This window comes from Halomonas sp. AOP7-B1-5, assembly GCF_052353045.1.
Classification (GTDB): domain Bacteria; phylum Pseudomonadota; class Gammaproteobacteria; order Pseudomonadales; family Halomonadaceae; genus Vreelandella; species Vreelandella colorata.
Genome location: NZ_JBQTDC010000005.1, coordinates 1 through 18,877 on the forward strand (window position 1 = coordinate 1; position 18,877 = coordinate 18,877).

The 18,877-nt window shown below is 50.6% G+C and carries 15 protein-coding genes; 6 read left to right on the forward strand and 9 right to left on the reverse strand.

What is annotated here, in order from left to right:
• The first annotated feature begins 250 nt into the window (after window positions 1–250).
• Together nfuA and ACT3XD_RS04090 are read left to right on the forward strand one after the other, a co-directional pair.
• A complete protein-coding gene (nfuA, locus tag ACT3XD_RS04085) occupies window positions 251–856 on the forward strand; it encodes a Fe-S biogenesis protein NfuA (protein WP_018916145.1) in 606 nt (201 codons plus the stop codon).
• 164 nt (window positions 857–1,020) lie between these two features.
• Window positions 1,021–2,733: a BCCT family transporter gene (locus tag ACT3XD_RS04090; protein ID WP_192539028.1), complete on the forward strand. Its 1,713-nt coding sequence runs from the start codon at window positions 1,021–1,023 to the stop codon at window positions 2,731–2,733.
• Window positions 2,734–2,820: 87 nt separating this feature from the next.
• Here the strand turns inward: ACT3XD_RS04090 and msrQ are convergent, their stop codons facing one another.
• The 3 genes from msrQ to ACT3XD_RS04105 all read right to left on the reverse strand — a co-directional run bounded on the left by msrQ (window position 2,821) and on the right by ACT3XD_RS04105 (window position 5,701).
• Entirely contained in the window at window positions 2,821–3,447 is a 627-nt protein-coding gene (gene msrQ / locus ACT3XD_RS04095; protein WP_192539027.1) for a protein-methionine-sulfoxide reductase heme-binding subunit MsrQ, read from the reverse strand.
• Window positions 3,447–4,472 carry a protein-methionine-sulfoxide reductase catalytic subunit MsrP gene (msrP, locus tag ACT3XD_RS04100; protein ID WP_192539026.1) on the reverse strand — a complete coding sequence of 342 codons (1,026 nt, stop codon included), beginning with the start codon at window positions 4,470–4,472 and terminating at the stop codon, window positions 3,447–3,449. Before msrP ends, msrQ begins: the two co-directional genes overlap by 1 nt.
• 197 nt (window positions 4,473–4,669) lie before the next feature.
• Window positions 4,670–5,701, reverse strand: coding sequence for a DNA-binding protein (locus tag ACT3XD_RS04105; RefSeq protein WP_192539025.1), 1,032 nt, complete (start codon window positions 5,699–5,701; stop codon window positions 4,670–4,672).
• Window positions 5,702–5,949: 248 nt separating this feature from the next.
• Here ACT3XD_RS04105 and ACT3XD_RS04110 point away from each other — a divergent pair, with 248 nt between their 5' ends.
• Window positions 5,950–7,089 carry a tyrosine-type recombinase/integrase gene (locus tag ACT3XD_RS04110; RefSeq protein WP_192539024.1) on the forward strand — a complete coding sequence of 380 codons (1,140 nt, stop codon included), beginning with the start codon at window positions 5,950–5,952 and terminating at the stop codon, window positions 7,087–7,089.
• A gap of 92 nt (window positions 7,090–7,181) precedes the next feature.
• On the forward strand, window positions 7,182–7,598 hold the full coding sequence (locus ACT3XD_RS04115) for a SufE family protein (RefSeq protein WP_192539023.1): 417 nt from the start codon (window positions 7,182–7,184) through the stop codon (window positions 7,596–7,598).
• A gap of 9 nt (window positions 7,599–7,607) precedes the next feature.
• On the opposite strand, the gene yidD is transcribed toward ACT3XD_RS04115, so the two are convergent.
• Genes yidD through ACT3XD_RS04145 form a run of 6 tightly spaced genes read right to left on the reverse strand, consistent with a single transcriptional unit; the run spans window position 7,608 to window position 12,287 of the window.
• Complete coding sequence (gene yidD, locus ACT3XD_RS04120) at window positions 7,608–7,886, reverse strand: membrane protein insertion efficiency factor YidD (RefSeq protein ID WP_225736252.1); 279 nt, start codon at window positions 7,884–7,886, stop codon at window positions 7,608–7,610.
• 56 nt (window positions 7,887–7,942) lie between these two features.
• Entirely contained in the window at window positions 7,943–8,410 is a 468-nt protein-coding gene (gene hisI, locus ACT3XD_RS04125) for a phosphoribosyl-AMP cyclohydrolase (protein WP_192539021.1), read from the reverse strand.
• Window positions 8,411–8,415: 5 nt separating this feature from the next.
• Entirely contained in the window at window positions 8,416–8,862 is a 447-nt protein-coding gene (locus ACT3XD_RS04130; RefSeq protein ID WP_192539020.1) for a transcriptional repressor, read from the reverse strand.
• 31 nt (window positions 8,863–8,893) lie between these two features.
• Window positions 8,894–9,892, reverse strand: a complete 999-nt coding sequence (locus ACT3XD_RS04135; protein WP_192539019.1) for an alpha-L-glutamate ligase-like protein — start codon at window positions 9,890–9,892, stop codon at window positions 8,894–8,896.
• A complete protein-coding gene (locus ACT3XD_RS04140) occupies window positions 9,889–11,412 on the reverse strand; it encodes an inactive transglutaminase family protein (protein ID WP_192539018.1) in 1,524 nt (507 codons plus the stop codon). Before ACT3XD_RS04140 ends, ACT3XD_RS04135 begins: the two co-directional genes overlap by 4 nt.
• 38 nt (window positions 11,413–11,450) lie before the next feature.
• Window positions 11,451–12,287 carry an ATP-dependent zinc protease family protein gene (locus tag ACT3XD_RS04145; RefSeq protein WP_192539017.1) on the reverse strand — a complete coding sequence of 279 codons (837 nt, stop codon included), beginning with the start codon at window positions 12,285–12,287 and terminating at the stop codon, window positions 11,451–11,453.
• A gap of 281 nt (window positions 12,288–12,568) precedes the next feature.
• Between ACT3XD_RS04145 and ACT3XD_RS04150 the strand changes: the two genes are divergently transcribed.
• Window positions 12,569–14,299, forward strand: a complete 1,731-nt coding sequence (locus ACT3XD_RS04150) for a putative bifunctional diguanylate cyclase/phosphodiesterase (RefSeq protein WP_192539016.1) — start codon at window positions 12,569–12,571, stop codon at window positions 14,297–14,299.
• Between the two features lie 274 nt (window positions 14,300–14,573).
• Window positions 14,574–18,869: a CHASE domain-containing protein gene (locus tag ACT3XD_RS04155; protein ID WP_225736251.1), complete on the forward strand. Its 4,296-nt coding sequence runs from the start codon at window positions 14,574–14,576 to the stop codon at window positions 18,867–18,869.
• Window positions 18,870–18,877: the final 8 nt, after the last annotated feature.

Sequence of the window (18,877 nt, forward strand, 5' to 3'; positions counted from 1 at the left end):
GAATTCTCCAGCGTCTTAATCGAATTTGGCGTTGGTTTTATCGTATCGATAACGAAACAGGCCAATATGATACCAAAGGCCGCCAGACACGGCAGCTATGAATGCAGTCTATGAAGTTTCCTTTGCTGGCCTTAGCTTAAATAGCCTACTAAAACAGTCGGGATTGTGTCGGCGCGCCGTTTTGCTTACCATAGCGTGAAAATGACATGTGAAGTGGTATTGCCACAGTTCACGGGAGGGAAATAGCCTCATGACCACGACTATCGAAGCACCCGGTATCGACATTACCGACAGCGCCCAGGAGTACCTTGCGGAATTGCTTGAAAAGCAAAACGTTGAGGGCATCGCCGTGCGTATCTTTATTACCCAGCCCGGCACGCCTTATGCAGAAACCTGCTTGGCATACTGCCGTCCCGGTGAAGAAGAACCCGCCGATGTTAAGCTTGAGCTTGAAAAGATCAATGTTTTTCTGGATAAAAACAGCTTAGCGTTTTTAGAAGAAGCCGTCGTTGATTTTAACGCCGATCGCATGGGTGGGCAGCTGACCATCAAGGCACCCAATGCCAAGATGCCCAAGGTGAATGCCGATAGCCCCTTGGAAGACCGTATCAACTACGTGCTGTACAGCGAAATCAATCCAGGGCTTGCTTCTCATGGCGGCGAAATCAAACTGATTGAGCTGACTGAACAGAAAATGGCCATTTTAGCCTTTGGCGGCGGCTGTCAAGGTTGCGCGGCAGTAGACTTAACCTTGAAGGATGGCGTTGAAAAAACTTTGATGGAGCGTATTCCAGAGCTTGCCGGAATCCGTGATGTTACTGACCACACTGATACCACCAACGCTTATTACCGCTAAACGATGTTGCCATAGCCTCAAAACCCAGCCTTTCGGCTGGGTTTTTTTATTTTATTTAGGTGCCTTTCAACAGTACCTACTGCGTTGAAAGCGTTTCTAGCACGCTTTATAAAAGCATGTAATTATCCAATAAAGATTGAGCAAACCTTATACATGGACGTCGATTGAGCGTAAGGCTCAATGCCGGTGGTGGGTGCCCGGCAAGCGGCTATCCCCAAGGAGACACCACCATTAATATTCAGTGCGCATTTTCAAATATCCATAAGCCTATCTTTTTTGGCTCACTAGGCCTGCTGCTAATCGTCACGCTGCCATTAATTATCTTTCCTGAAATGGGCCGCGTGTGGGTAATGGCTGCGCAAGGGTTTGTCACTCAAAACCTCGGCATGCTTTACCAAACGATGGGCATCGCGTCACTGGGATTCATGATTTACATCGTGTTTAGTGATATTGGCCAGATCAAGCTCGGCGATGTCGACGCTGAGCCTGAATTCTCGCTATTTTCATGGGGCGCCATGCTGTTCGCGGCAGGGATTGGGGGCGCAGTGGTTTTCTGGGGCATGGTCGAGTGGATGTATTATCTGCAGAACCCACCGTTTCATGTTGAGCCCTTCTCCGAGGAAGCGACGGCATGGGCGGCTACCTATGGCATGTTCCACTGGGGGCCTATCGCTTGGTCTATTTATCTTGTGCCGGCACTGCCTATGGCCTACTTCCTCCATGTGCGTAAGCACAAGGTACTGCGTATCAGTGAAGCGATCCGGCCGGTTTTGGGTGAGAAGCTCGCGCGTAGTTGGCTGGGTAACATTATCGATATCCTGTTTATCTTTGGCATGCTGGGCGGTGGAGCGACCTCATTAGGCATTTTGGTACCGCTGATTAACCAGGGGTTAGGCAACCTGTTTGGCTTCACCCCTAACCCAGTCAGTCAGATCGGGGTATTGGTGGGTACTACTGCGCTATTTGCCATCAGTGCCTGGCGGGGCTTGAAAGGGGGCATTGAGATGCTCTCCGATATCAACATGTGGCTCGGCCTGGCGGTACTGCTGTTTGTGCTGACGGTAGGCCCTACCGTATTTATTCTGGACACGGGCCTTAACTCGATTGGATTAATGCTCAGCAACCTGATTCAGATGGCGACCTGGACAGAGCCGTTTGGCAACTTTGATGGTTTTGAAGAAACCGGTTTTCCGCAGGCATGGACGATTTTTTACTGGGCGTGGTGGCTGGTGTTTGCGCCCACCGTGGGTCTTTTTATTGCGCGTATTTCAAAGGGGCGGCGGATCAAGACCATGGTAGCGGGCTCGATTTTCTTTGGCTCCTTAGGTTGCGCGCTGTTTTTTATCATTCTGGGCAACTATGGCCTTTATCTGCAGCTATCAGGCACGCTGGATGTTATTCAGTTGATGAACGATCAGTCAGCAAACGTGGCCTTCTATGCGGTTCTCGCTGAACTGCCGCTTTCCTGGTTGGTAACCTTAGCTGTCGTGATTTTACTTGCTATCTTCACCGCAACAACATTTGACTCCATTGCTTACATCCTGTCATCCGCCGCGGAAAAGAATCTGGATAAGGAGCCGGCACGTTGGCATCGCCTGTTCTGGGCATTCACGCTTTCACTGTTGCCCATGTCGCTACTCTTTTTGGGCGGCCTTGAAACCCTGCAGACGGCGAGTATTGTGAGCGGGGTGCCGCTGTTGCTGATTGCGCTACTCTTGATGATCTCCATGGTGCGAGCGGCGCAGTATGATTTACGCTATCAACCCAATTACGAAGAGCCGGAGATCAACATTGAGGAGTTCCCGGAAAACGACCCCTGGACAGAAGAGGGCTCATGGGAAGTAACCGATGATGAAGGCTATCAAGAGAAAACCTAAAGCATGTAAACATGCACTTAAGCTAACTACACAAAGGCCACCCAAGCGGTGGCCTTTTTACTTAAGCAGATTAGCGACACAGATTAATTATGCGGAGTGCTTCAGCCGTTGGCGTACCTTGGGCAGCATGCGTGATATGGCGGGAATCCGCAGGCACATTAATAGCGCGCCTGCCATGGCGTATAAAAACCACTCCTGCATATCGGCACGTACTATCCATAAGAAGTGCAGCAGCACTAGCGCTAATATAACGTAGATAAGCTTATGCAGCGTTTTCCAGCGCTTGCCCAGTTTGCGCATAGCCCAGCGGTTGGACGTGGCGCCAAGGGCGGCTAAGCCTAACAGCGCTAGCATGCCCACGATGATGTACGGTCGTTTAATGATTTCACTGCCTAGCTGGGCCCAGTTAAGCCCCAGAATAAACAGCACATAGCACACCTGGTGTAAAAAAGCGTAGGCGAGCGTCCAAAGGCCCAACTGACGACGGATAACGCTAAAGCCTTTCCAGCGTGTCAGCTTGGCCAGTGGCGTAAGTGTCAAGGTAAGCAGCAGTAGCCATAAGGCGGCTTGGCCTATATTTAACAGCAAATAGCGCCCAGGTTCTGGGCCCGCCATATTGTTGGCAACCTGCAAGCACCACCAGCCCAAAGGCACCAAGGCGCCAATGAAAACGCCTATTCGCCATAGCGTAATAAAATAAGTCGGCATAGGCATTAGTAGTGGGTCCGAAGATCCATGTCAGCGTATAAGCTGGCTACTTCATCGCCATAACCATTGAACATGCGCGTATCGATGATATTGGTATTGAACAGGCTGTTAGGTAAGCGGCGCTCGGTTGCCTGGCTCCAGCGGGGATGATCGACTTCTGGATTCACGTTGGCATAGAAACCATATTCATTGGCCGCGATTTGCTGCCACGAATTAAGCGGCTCCTCCTCAACAAGCGAAATGCGCACAATCGACTTGATGCTTTTAAAACCATACTTCCAAGGCACTACCAGGCGCAGCGGTGCACCGTTTTGATTGGGAAGCTCTCGTCCGTACATACCCATGGCGAGAAAACTAAGCGGGTGCATCGCCTCATCAAGGCGTAGACCCTCCACATAGGGCCAGTCGATAAGGCCAAAAGAGGAACGCTGACCCGGCATCTGCTCAGGATCCACCAGCGTTTCAAAGCGTACGTACTTGGCCTTTGAGGTTGGTTCTGCGCGCTGTATAACGTCGGCCAGCGAGATGCCCAGCCAGGGAATGACCATCGACCAAGCTTCCACGCAGCGTAGCCGGTAAATACGTTCTTCAAATTGGGAGGGCTTGGCGATATCTTCAAGGGCGAAGCGTCCTGCGTTATTGACTTCACCATCAATCACCACGCTCCAGGGCTGGGTGACCAGTGATCCCGCTTTTCGGGCAGGGTCGCTCTTGCCGGTACCAAACTCGAAAAAATTGTTATAGCCGCTGGCATCAGCAAAGGGCGCCATTTTGTCCTGGCTGGGGTCGCTAGGCACGATAGCTTGCCATTCGGCCGCATCACGTTTGGCCTTGAACCACTCAGGAGCATCCCCTTCAGGAACATCGGCATAGTCAGAAGGCTGTTCCTGGGCCGTGGCATTGCCTGCTAACGCCAAACCGGCGCCGAGGCCCGCAAGCCCACCCATAAAGCGTCTGCGCGATAGATAGATCGACTCAGGAGTAACCTCCGATTCGTGCAAGTCACTGGGCTTGGCAATTTTTATCAGCATGGTGATGCTCCGGCCAGTCATCACTTGTCGCGTAGAGCGATAAAGCACTGAGTGGCTCTAAAAGTGACGGGCCATTGATAAGTGGATCTAGACATAATGCCTTCTCTATAAATAGCCTAGGTAATGTCTCAAGGCGTAAATTAGAATTCAACGCAAATGCCTTAAATGTTCTGGTTGGCCGTTAGGTTTTAAGTAATTTACTTATCGCCTTTGGGCTGCTTTTCTCTGACGTTTATAGACGCAGGTAGTTCAGAAAGCTGTTGCTGTAGCGCGGCCATCTGCTGAGCCATTTCGCTCTGCCATTTGCGCTCAATATTTGCCTGTTCTGCTTGCTGCTTGCTGCTGGCCTGGGCGTCTGTCAATTGCTGGCTTAGTGACGCAAGGCGCTCTTCCAGTGTCGTAATGTGCTGCTCAAGCTCTTTTGATTGCTGGGCGTATTTGGTTGCCTGAGTCTGCTGTTCGAGTAGATCGTTGCGATTAAGCTTTAGCTCCTCGGTTAACGCCTCAATACGCTGCTGTTTCTGATGCAGCCGTTTCTGCGAAGATTTTTCTTCCTGGGCGCGCTCTTGACGAGCTTCGTCCAGCATTGTCATTAACCTTCCCTCGGCGTTTTCATTGCGCTGTTCTTCTTGAGCCAAGCGTTTTTTCCAGGCGCTCTGCTGATCTTTTAACTCAGCGACATGCTGCTGAGTAAGCGTCGCATTGTGTTGCTGCAGTGCTTCGTGGGCTTTTTTCAGCTGCTGGCTTTCTGCCCGTGCCTCATTAGCGGCTTGAAGCAAATGCTGTTCATTTGCCTGGCTCGCGGCAAATTCGCGGTTAAGTGCTTCCAGGCGCTGCTCTGTATGGCGGAGATGGTCGGCCAGGGCGCTCTCACGCTGCTCTGCATTGGCGGCCAAGTGGGCGGCATCGATAGCCGCTTGCTGGGCTTCTTCTACCTGACGGTTTGCCTCCTCTCGATAGTGGGCCAGCGCTTGGTTGGCGACATCCTGCGCTTCACGCCATAGCTCACTGGCCACGTTGACCACAACTTCAGGAACGCCTTTAGGCGGCGGAATATCCCTGTTCTGCTCACGCTCGGTGCGCCAATGGCGGAAGTGTTCACTAATCGTAGTAAAGCTTCCTGTTCCTAATACCTCGCGGATTCTTTGCACGCTTGGCGTATCACCGCGGGTTAAGAGCGTATCAATTGCCTGCTGAACATCACTGTACTGAATGCCACTGCGCGCCATGCTCTTTGCCTTCCTGAATAGATTACTGAATAACGCTATTTTCTGCGTAATTGCTTACAAACACAATAATTACGTTATATGTAATACGTAATAATATTTATCAATACATGAATAAATTCAAGATTACTCTTATTATCTTGAATTTAATGAATCATATCGCCATACTTATAACCCTAGAAAAACAAACACATGGAATTTAAAACGGCATAGTGCTCATTAGCGCTGCTGATTAAGGAAAAGACCCGGTTATGACGCAATTAGGCGTAATTATTGAGCAAAATGAGGCTTTTCCAGCGCAAAATGGGGCAGGGCAGCCCATCGCATCGGCGCGGATAGACGCCACTGACGATGCTCAAGCCGTTGCGGCATGGCTCGCCGAGTATCAAGACAGTCCGCAAACGTGGAAAAGTTACCGCCGTGAAGCCGAACGGCTACTGCTTTGGCTAGGCAACCAGCAGCAACCGCTAACCGCCATGAACCGTGAAGCTCTGCGCCAATTCGAAGCGTTTCTAGCAGATCCACAGCCAGCCAATCAGTGGGTAGGGCCTTCAAAGCCTCGTTACCACCCAGACTGGCGGCCATTTCGGGGGCCGTTATCGCCAGCCAGTCGGCGGCAGAGCTTGATTATTTTGCAGGGGCTATTCAGCTGGCTGGTGGAAGCTGGGTGGGTAAATCACAACCCATTTCGGCTAATGCGCGACAAATCCCGTCGCTTAAACAATCAGTCGTCGCGTATTGAGCGCTATCTTGAGCGCGACCTGTGGGAATGGCTGTGGCAATGGCTTAATAGGCCTTTAACTCCTGCTAATAGTGGAAAGCGTGCTGAGTACGAGCAGGCCAGACGCCGGTTTATTTTTGGCTTTGCTTATTTGCTGGCACCTCGCATCAGCGAAATAGCGGATGCGCGAATGGGCGATTTTTATCAAGCAGAAGGGCGCTGGTGGTGGTCCGTAGTAGGTAAGGGGAGTAAGTTAGCGCGTGTTCCTTTACCCGATGATATGCAGATATGTTTGGCTGATTGGCGGCAGGCATTAGGGCTTGAGGATAAGCCAGCGCATCTGGATGAAACGCCTGCCGTTCGGGCATTGGATGGGCGGCGCAGTATTGGCCATAATCAGCTATATCGGCTAATTCGAGATACGTTTACGGAGGCGGCCAATGCGCTTGAAATGGAGGATGGCTCGCCTGCTTATGTGGCGGCGCTGCGCAAGGCAACGCCGCACTGGTTGCGCCACACCTCAATTACCCATCAGGCACAGGCCGGAATCAGTTTGCGCCACCTGGCCGAAAGCGCTCGCCATGCACGCCTGGATACTACGTCGCGCTATCTGCACACCGAAGATAATGAGTGGCACCAGGAACAGCAGCGCCATCGGCTTACGCCATAAAGCTAATTTCAAAAGCAAAGCTATCCACGCAAGGTGCGTTGAACCCGTATAATGATGCGACGTTTTTAAATCGAATGTAAAAAGGAACGCGTATGAGCACTTCCGGCGCCGAGCAGGCCCAGCAGGAGCTAATCGAAGATTTTGAAATGTTTGATAACTGGATGGACCGTTATCAATACATTATCGATATGGGCAAGCAGCTCCCTGATTTTCCAGAGGAGTGTAAAACAGAAGAATTCAAGATACAGGGCTGCCAGTCAAACGTATGGATGCGCCATGATGTTCAAGGCGATCAGCTAATTTTTAACGCTACCTCGGATGCGGCCATTGTGTCTGGGCTTATTGCGGTACTACTGCGTATTTATAGCGGGCGTACCGCGGCTGAAATACGCACAACGGAGCCGCATTTTCTAACGGATTTGGGGCTGGACAAGCATTTGTCACCGACACGCAGCAATGGCCTGCATGCCATGCTTGAACGTATTTACCTGGTTGCCCAGCAAGGATAATTGGAACGCTCAGAGGCGAGGGTGGTGGTTACAGCAAGAGGAGGGCGGTGACTGCTCGTCATCCTCTTTGCATAGCTGTTCACTGCGTCCGCCGGGGACCGGGTCCATGCCGCCGGGATTGCCGGGGTGGCATTTGATAATTCGCTTGATCGCCATCCATCCGCCCTTAAGCGGGCCATGAACCTGGATAGCTTCAATAGTGTAGGATGAGCAGCTGGGCCAAAACCTGCAGCGCGGGCCAAGCAGTGGGCTGATAACATACTGATAGGTGCGCACAGCGCCCACCATTAAGCTAATGATCAACTGACGTAAGATCCTGCCTGCCGCCCGCGCCCAGTAAATCACTACTGTTTACCGTAAAGCTCATCAGGATTGATAAGCGGCTCGCTATTAATGGTGGCGTGTTCATGCGTTAGCGAGAGATAAAAGCAGCTTCGCCGACCGGTATGGCAGGCAGGGCCGGTTTGTTCTACCTGCAGTAAAAGCGTATCGCCATCGCAATCAAGAGCGGCTGATTTTAAATGCTGTTGCTGTCCTGATGACTCACCTTTGCGCCAGAGCTTTTTACGTGAACGCGAGTAGTAGCACACCCGGTGGGTATTAAGCGTTTCTTCCAGCGCTTCGCGGTTCATCCAGGCCATCATTAACACTTCTTGCGTATCATGCTGCTGGGCGATGGCGGGTAGCAATCCATCAGCATTGAAACGCACGGCATCAAGTAACGTGGCGGTGGCAGGCAGCTCATCTTGCGGAGAAGCCGACTCAAGTGCCTTAAATAGCTTATCGGTCGGCTGTTGATCAAAACGGGACATAAAGATTATTCACTTTTGGCTCGGCAGTTTTGGCAAAGGCCCTGCAACTCAATTGTTTGCCGCTCAACACTAAAGCCTTGTCGGTTAGCAAACACTGCTAGCTGGTCGCTTACTTCATCTAAATGCAGCTCTTCAACATAACCACAATTACGGCAAATCAGCAGCTGGAAGCCGTGAATATGCTCAGGGCAGGCACATGCCACGTAAGAATTTTGTGACTCAATGCGGTGCACCAGCCCCTGGTCGATCAAAAATTCAAGCGCGCGATAGACCGTAGGGGGGCGAGCGGCCGCATGCTCAGTTGAGAGCTGATCCAGCAGGTCGTAGGCTTTCAAGCCGCCACCATTATTAGCAATCAGCTCAAGCACACGGCGACGAATCGGGGTAAACCGAACGCCGCGGCTATGGCACTGTGATTCCGCTTGTTGAAGTAGCGTATTCGCTTCAGTCATTGGAGCACTCATTAAACGTCATCACTCTAGTCTACGCGCTTGATAGAGTTGTGTCAGAGGTTTCTACCAGCTCACTTTTACGGGCAAAGTGATGCTGGGCAAACGCCACACGCTCTTCAACGGCGACTCCTTCAGGCTGACGTTCAATCAGGTCAAGCCGACGGCGCAAACCTTCGCCATTGGTCATTTGAATCGCAAGGCCAGGGCGCGCATTTAACTCAAGCAGCATGGGTCCATGTTGCCGATCCAAAACCATATCCGTGCCCAAGTAGCCCAGGCCGGTCATTTCATAACAGCCTGCTGCCAGGTTTAACAAGGTGTCCCACTGGGGAACCACCAGGCTTGCCAAGTCATGACCTGTATCGGGGTGGCTAAAGCAGGGGCGGTCAAACTGAACACCACGCAGGGCTTCGCCGGTGGCGATATTCAAACCCACTCCTACGGCGCCCTGGTGCAGGTTGGCTTTACCATCGGAGGCGGCAGTAGATAGCCGCATCATTGCCATGACGGGATAGCCTTTGAATACGATAACCCGGATATCCGGCACGCCTTCGTAGGTATAGGCCATCAGACTTTCTTCGAAATTAATCAGCGTTTCGATAATCGCCACATCGGGTGAGCCGCCCAGCGAATATAGCCCTGATAGGATGTTGGAAACATGGCGCTCCACGTCTTCAAGGGTCTGTTGCGCACCACTGGGCTTCACAAACTGATTATCGACGACTTTTTCGATAACCAGAATGCCTTTGCCGCCACTGCCTTTGGCAGGCTTGATCACAAACCCGTTATGGCCAGTGAGCATATCGCCAATATGTTTGACGCCAAACTGCGTGCCAACGGTGCCAATCAGTTCAGGCGTAGTAATGCCATACTGCTGTGCTAACAGCTTGGTTTTCAGTTTGTCATCGACCAGCGGATAAAGGCGGCGTGAATTATAGCGGCCGATGTAACGAATATTACGCCGGTTCATCCCGATGATACCCTTATCCCGCAACCGCGTTGGCCACGTCCAATTCTGCAGCCAACTCATGATGGCTTCTCATCGTCGGTGATCGGCTTAAAGCGGCGTAGTTCCAGCAAGCGGTAGCCGGTGTAGTTACCCAGCAGCAGAATAAGCGCCATTAAAATCAGTTGAACACCCAGGAAATTAAAGGTGATGTGGCGCACCCAGGGATTGTTCATAGCCAAGTAGGCGAGTACAGCGGTTAATAAGCTGCCGCCCCCTTGGATGAGTACCTGTTTGGGACCTTCTTCTTCCCAGAGAATCGACATCCGTTCAATAGTCCAGGCCAGGATGATCATGGGGAAAAAGGTAACCGTAAGCCCGGCACTTAGACCCATGCGATACGCCAATACGGTAAAAATAGAGATAATGGCGATAACCGTTATGATGACTGCCGAGACCCTGGCCACCAATAGAAGGTTTAGATAAGATAAATAGTTACGTATAACTAAACCAACTGCAACGATAAGCAGAAAGCCGATCAGGCCGGTAAGCAGCGTTGTTTGAATAAAGGCGAGGGCAATAAGCACCGGCATAAACGTGCCCGATGTTTTGATACCCACCAATACGCGCAAGAGCACTACCACCAGCGCACCAATCGGTATTAGTAGAATAGTTTGGAAGAGCGCCTGCTCTTCAAGCGGTAGGCTGTGAATTGAGAAATTCACCAGCGTATCGTCAGAGTAGTGGTTACGCACTGCCGCTGAGGCCGGTTGATAGTGCGTAAGCATGGAGAACATCACCCGCGAGTTAGTGCCGCCTTCAACTTCCAGTACCGCGCGGCCACCCGTTTCCCACAGCAGCAAGTTTTCAGGCTGACCCTGCTCTCCAGTGACAGGATTGAAGAGCGCCCATTGATTAGCAGGTTCATCAAAGACCTGGATCCAGCTGCTCAAGGCTTGCCGGCGGCGGCCATCTTCAAGCAGTAGGCCACTGACTTCACGGGCTTGCACACCCGCTTGATTGAGCAGTCGCACTATTAGCGTTGAGGGAGCTTCTTGGGTAAGCAGGAGTCGAGCATTTTCACCCTGACGCTCGCCGTTTATATCAAGAATAAGCTCACGTGCAAACGTGGCGTTATTAGCGCTACGTGCCCATGCTCTATCAATTAGCTGGCTAGCTGCAGAGTCATAAGGGCTTTCCCAAGGCGTTGACGACGTTAGCCCCGGCGGTGTTTGTATGGGAGGACGTGCATCAGGTGAAACTAACATTTGTACGGAGTAGTAAAGCTGCTGACTACCCGCCGCGTCCCGAATGGTCCATTGTGCCTGACGACCTAGCTCATCCGCCTGATATGCTAAGCCATAGCCAGAAGAGGCGGTATTTTCGGTAAGCACCCGAAAGCCTGTCTGGTGAGAGGGTAGCGCTAGATCAACCTGTACCGGGCCATTTTGAGCATTGAAGTTAATCACTGCCTCAATTTCCCACACCTGACGCTGTTCGCCTGGTACCCAAGGAATTTCAAACTGAAGATGCCTATGCACACTGGTGGCAATACCTGCCACCAGAAGTAAACCTACAATGATATAAAACGGAAGCCGGGACATGAAAATTCCTTTTAGCGAAAAGCGGCGGGGGAGCGCGGTTACTCTTCGGTATCGTCTTGATCAACCGCTTCGTCTTCAGCGGCTTGTTCAGCGGGTTCGCCACCAGGAAATTCCGGGCGCTCATGAATATAGTTTTGCGCCACATCAATGATCGCAATATCCATCAGGAAACGACGACCCAGCAGTATCGGATAATCCAAATGGGTGCGATCGTTTAGGGTAAACTGAACGTTTTCGCGGATGGGGCCAAGCGTCATCAATAAGGAAATCACTGGGCGCGATGCTTCGCCGGAAGCTTGCACTATACGTACACGACGCTCGACAGGCGCTTCAATCCACTCATCACGCAGTGATTCCACAACAACGTCATCGTCATTGAGGGCCAGCTTGAAGCGTACCCAATCTTCGCCGTCACGCTCGAACCGGGTAATCTCAGAGGCTGACAAGGATGACGTGTTGGCACCAGAATCGACGCGGGCTTTTAAATAGGTACCGATACTGGGTAAACCGACCCATTCGTTACGGCCCAGCGTGGCCTTGGTTTCAAGAGACTCATCAATATTACACTCTTCGCGAATAACAATCGGCTCTTCGCCGCGAGCCTCAAGCTCTTGTATATCGCTGCGTAACAGACGCACAAGACTTCCAACCTCACGAACGTCGGCTGTCAGAGTCTTTTGCTGGCTGAGCTGCTGGTCTTGATGCTGTGCGTTAGCACCGCATTGCTGCGTTAGCGTGTCTTGCAGTTCGAGTATTCGCGAATTAAACGACGCTTCGCTTAATGGCGGTGGTTCATTTGATTCTGGCGGCTGTAGGGCACAGCCTGAGAACAAAAGTGATAAACCAGCCATCAGCCACAAAACACCTGGGCGCATAACGAGTGACATCCTTGAAAAATAAAAAGGAATGATAAGGAGATGGGGGACTAGTGTCCAACGACATCACATTATTTCGAGTATCTTAATTACGCAAAGTGATTCAATATAATTAGCCTGAAAGACTGGGCCTAGCGTCAACATCCTCGCACTTACGGAAGGTTACATTGTGGCGGAGGCGCAAACTATTGCTATCCAACATTTCTATACCATCCAATTCAACGCTAAAGCTAGTAGACATGCACTATGCTGCAAAAAAATACAACGACAGGGACTGTTAGATGCTGAGTAAAAAATTTAACTTACCTTCGGTCATTCTTATTGTGGAAGATCAAGCCTCTGACGCGCTTGCCCTAGGAGAGCTAGTACGAGATCTAGGTGACGTTTATATAGCCAGCGATGGCTTTTCGGGTCTGGCTATGGCAAAAGAGGCCAAACCAGACCTTGTGCTTTTGGACATTGAAATGCACGGGATGGATGGTTTTGCGGTTTGCAAAGCATTGAAAACCGACCCTGATTTATGCAATGCAGCTGTCATTTTTGTTACCTCGCATGCCGAAACGGGCAATGAGTTGCGTGCGCTGGAATATGGGGGCATTGGCTTTATCCGTAAACCACTAAATTTTCCTGTGGCAAGAGCGCATATAAAAGCACACCTGGCATTACGAAGTGAGGCAAAGAGACTAACCCACCATGATGCGCTGACAGGCTTACCAAATCGAATTTTACTTCAGGAGCGCTCAGAACAAGCCTTGAACATTGCGCGTCGTAATCACTGTCGCGTAGCAATGTTGTTATTAGATCTAGATAATTTCAAAGGTATCAATGATTCATTAGGACACTCAATTGGCGATGCAATACTAAGAGAAACCGCTACGCGCTTGTTAAATGCATCGCGGGCACTAGATACCGTCAGCCGACAAGGAGGTGATGAGTTCACTATCCTCCTGTTGGATGTGAGTAGCTTTGAGGTTGTAGCAAGCTTTGCTAACAGGATATTGGCTGAAATTGCAGTACCATTCTCTCTTGAAGGGTATCGTTACGACCTTTGCGCTAGCATCGGGATCAGTTTATTCCCCGATGATAGTGAAAACGTTGAATCGCTTTACCGCCATGCTGGTGCTGCTATGCACCAAGCAAAACTCGAAGGACGTAATCGCTTTCGTTTCTTCTCATCTGACATTGACAGTAGCATTCGCCATCGACATTTTCTTGAACAGCAAATGCGCAGCGCGCTTGAGGATGGCATTTTTGAGGTGTTTTACCAGCCTAAAGTTGATAGCAAAAGTGCCTCAATAGTAGGGATGGAGGCGCTGGTACGGTGGCGCGATGCAAATGGCTGTTTAATTTCGCCTATGGATTTTATTCCTCTGGCCGAGGAGACTGGGCTAATTATACCCATCGGTAAATTTGTGCTGCAAAAGGCCTGCCATGATACCCAGGAACTAATTAAAGAAGGCAGACAACTCGTCGTCAGTGTGAATATTTCAACCGTTCAGTTTCTTCATGAATCCTTTTTGCAGATGGTCAACAACACGTTGCTTGAGTCGGGGCTAAGACCTGAGTTTCTTGAGTTAGAAATTACAGAGGGAGTGCTGGCAAAGGATATTAGTCATACTCAGCATATCCTTTCTTCCTTGCGCGAACGGGGCATACGTATTGCTATTGACGACTTTGGTACAGGATACTCGAATTTAGCTTATCTCAAACGCTTCCCAATTGATGTTTTGAAGATCGACAAAAGTTTTGTCCATGAAATGCTCTTTAATAAGAGTGATATAGCCATTATCGAAGCCATTATTAACCTTGCTCAAGCGCTCGACCTTGAGTTAGTTGCTGAGGGGGTTGAAACTCAGGAGCAGGCAAATTCTTTGCGCAGCCTTAACTGTCAAATCCTGCAAGGCTATTTATTTTCCCGACCACTCCCGTTCATTGAGTTTAGAGATTTACTTTGGGAAACCACTACCTCCATTGAGGCACCCGGCAAGCATAGTAGGTATTGGAGGGGTTAACGGCTCTCTTTGTAGGCCTCACTTTTTCGCATTGGGGCAATAATTGTCTATGAATAATAAAATCGCGCTAGTCCCTGCAAATCGCTGGCCTATTGCTAGTTTAATCGCTGGCGTGGGATTTAGTGTTGCTGCCTGCTGGATAGTTGCACACTTCAATCAGGTCCAGCGTGAAGAAGCGTTGACTGCGGCAGCCGAAACGGCTGCAGATGGGGTAGTTAGTCGCATTGAGCTTTATCAATACGGATTGCGCGGCGCGCGCGGTGCTATTCAAACAATGGCAAGCAGTCAGGCCATCACACGAGAGGGTTTTGACCTCTACAGTAAGACGCGTAATGTTGACGAAGAGTTTCCTGGCGCGCGTGGGTTTGGCTTTATTCGCCGAGTGCCGCTGCAAGACGAAGCTGAGTTTCTCACCCAGGCCCAGGTCGATGGGTGGCCTGAATTCGCCATTCGCCAAATCGCCCCGCATCAATCTGAACGCTACATCATACAGTATATTAATCCGGTGGAGCGTAACCTCGCCGCCATAGGTCTGGATATAGCTTCTGAGGCTAACCGTCGACAAGCAGCGCTGTCTTCAATGCGCAGCGGTGAAGTACGTCTAACAGGGCCTATTACGCTGGTGCAAGCCACAGGCAAACCACAGCAATCTTTTCTCATCCTGATGCCTATCTTTCGTAGCGGCACCCCACCCGACACTCCCGAAGCACGAGAAGCACAAACACTGGGCTGGAGCTATGCAGCGCTGAGCATTGATGCCGTACTCAACGGGCTGCGGCAACCCGAGCAAGCTATTAGCCTTAAATTGCAAGATGTTACCGATCCTGAAAAGAGCGTTGAGTTTTATTCCAGTGGCGATGAAAACCCTAACGATATCGTGCTTTCACGTACGGTCGAACGAGATGTGTATGGACGAAGATGGCAGCTTCGGTTCGAAGCCCATCCACCGTTTATCCGTGAGCTTAATCAGCTCTCTCCGCTTCTGGTATTAAGTATCGGGGTGTTGTTTTCCATGCTTATGGCGGCCCTGATGGGCGTCCTCAACATCAGTCGTAAACGACGACGCGGCATTATCGCTGAACAGGCAAAACTTGCGGCAATTGTCGAGAGTTCGGCCGACGGCATCATTGGAATGGACCGTAATGGCAAAGTCACCAGCTGGAATAAAGGAGCTGAAGAATTATTTGGCTACAGCAGCAAAGAGACTTTGGGACAGCGTATTGGCCATCTGATTATGCCTGAACAAAAATTAGCTGAGGAGGAAAACGTACTTGCTTGCATTCAGGCTGGAAAGTCGACATCAGCCTTTGAAACACAGCGACAGCACAAAAACGGAACGCTCATTTCAGTTTCAGTCACCATGTCACCTATTTTCAATTCAGAAGGTCGTGTTATAGGAGGGGCAAAAACTGTTAGAGATATTTCAGAAAGAGTCGCCGCTGATGCACAGATTCATAAGCTGAATAGCAGCCTAGAGGCCCAGGTAGCACAACGTACATCTGAACTGCTTCAGCTCAACGTGCTATTAGGCAGCGTACTGAGCTCAGCTTCTGAGGTGGCAATTATTGCCACGGACTTGCTTGGTGTCATTAAAGTTTTTAATACCGGTGCTGAGCGCATATTAGGCTACGAGGCAGCTGATGTGATTGATCAGCACAATTTGATTGATTTCCATACAGAGGCAGAAATGGCACTTCGTGCCAATGAATTGGCATCCCAGTATGGATGCACGGTGAACGGATTTTGCGTATTAGTACATGAGGCTGAACGGCACGGCGCCGACACGCGCGAATGGACCTACTGTTGTAAAGGCGGCGTTCCTTTACCGGTTTCGGTCTCTATTACCGCTATGTATGACGATCATGGAGACATCAACGGTTATCTCAGCATCGCTGTAGATTTAACGACACAAAAAGCGTCCGAAAGTGCAGTCTCATCGGCGCGTGACCAACTGCTTATGGCCGCCGATGCGGCGGAATTGGGGATTTGGTCTTGGGACATGGCCGATAATTCACTCAGCTGGAATGCACGTATGTTCCAACTCTATGGGCTATCGTCGAACGAGGTACCTTCAGGCTTAAGCTATCAACACTGGCATGAGCGCATCCATCCAGACGATATGGATATGGCCGAAAGCAAGCTACACAGCCTGCTAGAAAAAGGGGAGGCGTATAATCCTGTTTTTCGGGTGGTACGCCCTGATGGCACCCTGTGCACGGTGCAGGCAGGTGCACAGGTCGAGCGCGATGAGTACGGTACACCAATAAGAGTGACAGGTATCAACCGTGATATAACTGCCCAGCTTGAGTTGCAAACACGCCTGCAGCATGCGAAGGAACAAGCGGATGCCGCTAGCGCAGCCAAATCATCATTTGTAGCGAATATGAGCCATGAAATTCGCACCCCTATGAATGCAGTGTTGGGAATGCTTCAGCTTGTTCAGAACACCGAGCTGAATACCCGCCAGCTTGACTACATCAGCAAAGCCGAGTCGGCGGCAAAGTCGCTACTGGGATTACTCAACGATATTCTCGACTACTCAAAGATCGAGGCTGGAAAGCTGCAGTTGGATATACATGTTGTTGATCTTGAAAACCTGATGCGTGACTTAGCCATTATTCTTGCGGGTAATCTTTCAGGAAAAGACGTTGAGGTCATGTTCGATATTGACCCTCAATTGCCCAGCGCATTATATGGTGATGGACTGCGCTTACAGCAAGTGTTAGTCAACCTAGCGGGCAATGCGCTGAAGTTCACGCAACACGGTCATGTAGCTGTCAAGGTCGGACAACGGCACCGGCAGTCAGAGGAGGTGCGCTTACGCGTTGAAGTAATTGACAGCGGAATTGGCATTAACCCTGAACATCTCAAGCGTATCTTCGATGGTTTTACCCAAGCTGAGGCGTCTACCAGCAGACGTTTTGGCGGCACGGGGTTGGGCCTGGTGATATCGCAGCGGCTTATCGAATTAATGGGAGGAGAGCTACAGGTCAGCAGCCAAGTCGGGATAGGCAGTTGCTTTTGGTTTGATATCAATATGCGCATTGCTCAAGAACCGCCGTTAGGCACCTTGCTACCGGGAGCAGATCACACTAAGCATCTGCTGGTTGTTGATGATAATGAGGTGGCCGGTGAGCTGTTAGTACGCATGACTCAGTCTATGGGATGGCAGGTGGATCTTGTCCGCGATGGCCGACAAGCCGTGGATCGCGTTCAGCAAATGCAGCGTGGCGGCAATGACTATGACATCATACTGATGGATTGGCGTATGCCTGAACTGGATGGCTTAAGCGCAGCACGCAAAATACATCAGCAAAGTCTGCAAAAAAAACCGCCCATCATTATGATCACTGCTTGCGGCCAGGAAGTACTATCTGATTCACAGCAGTTGGGTGATGCTCCCTTTGTCGACGTTCTTAGCAAGCCTGTCACACCCCAACAATTGATTAATTCGATCAACAATGCGCTTATATCGCCAAGTATGCCGCAGCCCACTGCCTCCAACATGCGGTCATTGCTTCCAAAGCGCTTAGAAGGACTGCGCTTTTTGGTTGTTGAGGACAATATGTTAAATCGCGAGGTCGCCTTTGAGCTATTAACCCAAGAAGGTGCTGAAGTAACTCTCGCAGAGGGAGGGCTTGAGGGTGTGACGTTAGCCACCAAGTCTACCCCCGCTTTTGATGCGGTATTAATGGATATCCAAATGCCTGATATTGACGGATTGGAAGCTACCCGTCTAATTCGCGCTGACGGCGACCAAGGTGGTGTAAAGATCATTGCCATGACGGCCAATGCGTCGGAGCAAGACAAGCAAGCATGTTACGCTGCGGGTATGGATGATCATCTCAGCAAGCCGGTTGACCTCGAGCGACTGATTGCCACGCTATTAAGCCATACAACACAGGAAGTGGCCGGAGCAGAAGTAGCGCCACCTCCAACCGAGTCGATTAATACTATTGTCGAGCCGGAATCTTCGATTAGTCGTCGCTTTGGCGGTAACTACAAGCTGATTCGTACTATGCTGGGAAAATTCGCGGATGAGCAAACCAAGCAGCTTGGGCGCCTGAAAGAAGCCTTTGAGCAGGGCGATAGGGTAGGCGCTATCAGTTTGTTGCATGCTATCAAGGGCAGTTCCGCAACGATGGGCGCCACGGCGTTTGCAGATCGTGTAGGAGCCCTGGAGCAAGATTTACGAAATACCGAGTCCAGCAAACAATCGCAAGGACTGAACCAGAATGATGTCGATACTGATCATCTATTTACGCTGTTACAAGCCAGTGACGGTATGTTGAGGGCGATGTTTGACCTTCCGGTAATGGCATCCACGGCATTTGTACCAGTGAATGAAGACAGTGCAGACTTATCCATTGAGCAGTGGCATGAAGTACTGCGAGCTATATTGCAGCTTTTAGAGGTAGGCAGCCTGCAAGCGATCGAAAAGAGTGAATCGCTTCAGGGACTCACTCCACAGGCTATGCGGAGTGAGTACGATGCTTTTCTTGATCTGGTAAGATCTCTGGATTTTGCGGCAGCGCTACTCGCAGGTCATGACCTGCTGCATTCAAACTGAGGGACGAT